Annotated in this window: 2 protein-coding genes; one reads left to right on the top strand and one right to left on the bottom strand. The window is 74.8% G+C overall.

The window, feature by feature from the left end; genetic code table 11:
• A partial coding sequence (locus ABZ641_RS38900; RefSeq protein ID WP_359989428.1) for an FAD-linked oxidase C-terminal domain-containing protein occupies window positions 1-446 on the top strand: 446 nt, incomplete at its 5' end.
• Window positions 447-457: 11 nt separating this feature from the next.
• Here the strand turns inward: ABZ641_RS38900 and ABZ641_RS38895 are convergent.
• Window positions 458-1,117: SDR family NAD(P)-dependent oxidoreductase (locus tag ABZ641_RS38895; protein ID WP_359989426.1), on the bottom strand; the 660-nt coding region annotated here is incomplete at its 5' end.

Genomic DNA, 1,117 nt, shown 5'->3' with positions numbered 1-1,117 from the left:
CCGGCGGTGCCCTGCTTGAAGACGTCCAGCAGCCCGAGCAGCGAGGGGACTTCGAGACGGCCGCCACCTGGGACCGGATCCCGGCCCTGATCGACGACGTCCGCAGCGAGGTCGGCGCGGCGGCGCGGAAGGCCACCGGCCACCCCGCGCTCGTCAACTGCCGCCTCACCCACGTCTACCCCGACGGCGCCGCCCCCTACTTCACCGTGATCGCGGGCGGCCGGGACGGGGACGAGGACGCCGTCTGGGACGAGCTCAAGGCCGTGGCGGAGGACGTGCTGCACCGCCACCGCGCCACGATCACCCACCACCACGCCGTCGGCCGCGACCACCGCCGGTCCTACGACCGACAGCGCCCGGAGCCCTTCGCCCTGGCGCTGCGCGCCGCCAAGGACGCGCTCGACCCGCACGGCGTCCTCAACCCCGGGGTGCTGCTGGACGCCTGAGGGCCGGGCGGCTACAGCGGGTCGCCGAGCGGCCCGTACCGGCCCTCCAGGCTCCGCGCCCAGTGGGCGGCGAAGTCCGGCTGCGTGCCGTCGACGTCGGTGAACCCGTACTCCCGGTACAGGCCCCAGGTGGCCAGCGCGCGGCCGCTCTTGGCCATGACGGCGGGGTCGGCGGCGAGGGCGGCCACCGCGCGGCCGAGGTAGGCGGGGGTCTCGGAGTGGGCGAAGTCCGGGTCCTTCGCCACACCGTCGCGCCAGTTCGCCTCGGTGACGCCGAAGTGGTCGAGCATGGCCTCCGAGCGCAGGAAGCCCGGAGTGACCGCGACCGCCGCGACGCCGTGCGGCTTCAACTCGGCGGCCTGCGCCACGGCGAGCCGGATCACCGTGGACTTGGCGAGGTCGTAGAAGAAGCTGCCGCGGTAGCGGGCGGTGTTGCCGTCGGTCACCTCGACGACCAGGCCGCTGCCGCGGGCGACCATCAGCGGCAGTGCGTGGCGGCTGGTGATCACGTGGGTCTCCACCGCCCGGCGCAGCAGGCGCAGTCCGGTCTCCAGGTCCTGCTCCCAGAGCGGGTGCTCCCAGTCGGTGAGGGCGTCGCCGCCCCACACGGAGTTGACCAGGAGGTCGAGCCGGCCGTCCTGCTCGGCCGCGATCCGGTCGACCAGGGCGCG

It is taken from the genome of Kitasatospora sp. NPDC007106 (assembly GCF_040634455.1).
GTDB lineage: Bacteria > Actinomycetota > Actinomycetes > Streptomycetales > Streptomycetaceae > Kitasatospora > Kitasatospora arboriphila.
The sequence above is the reverse complement of the archived record's forward strand: the minus strand, read 5'-3'. Positions and strand labels throughout refer to the sequence as shown.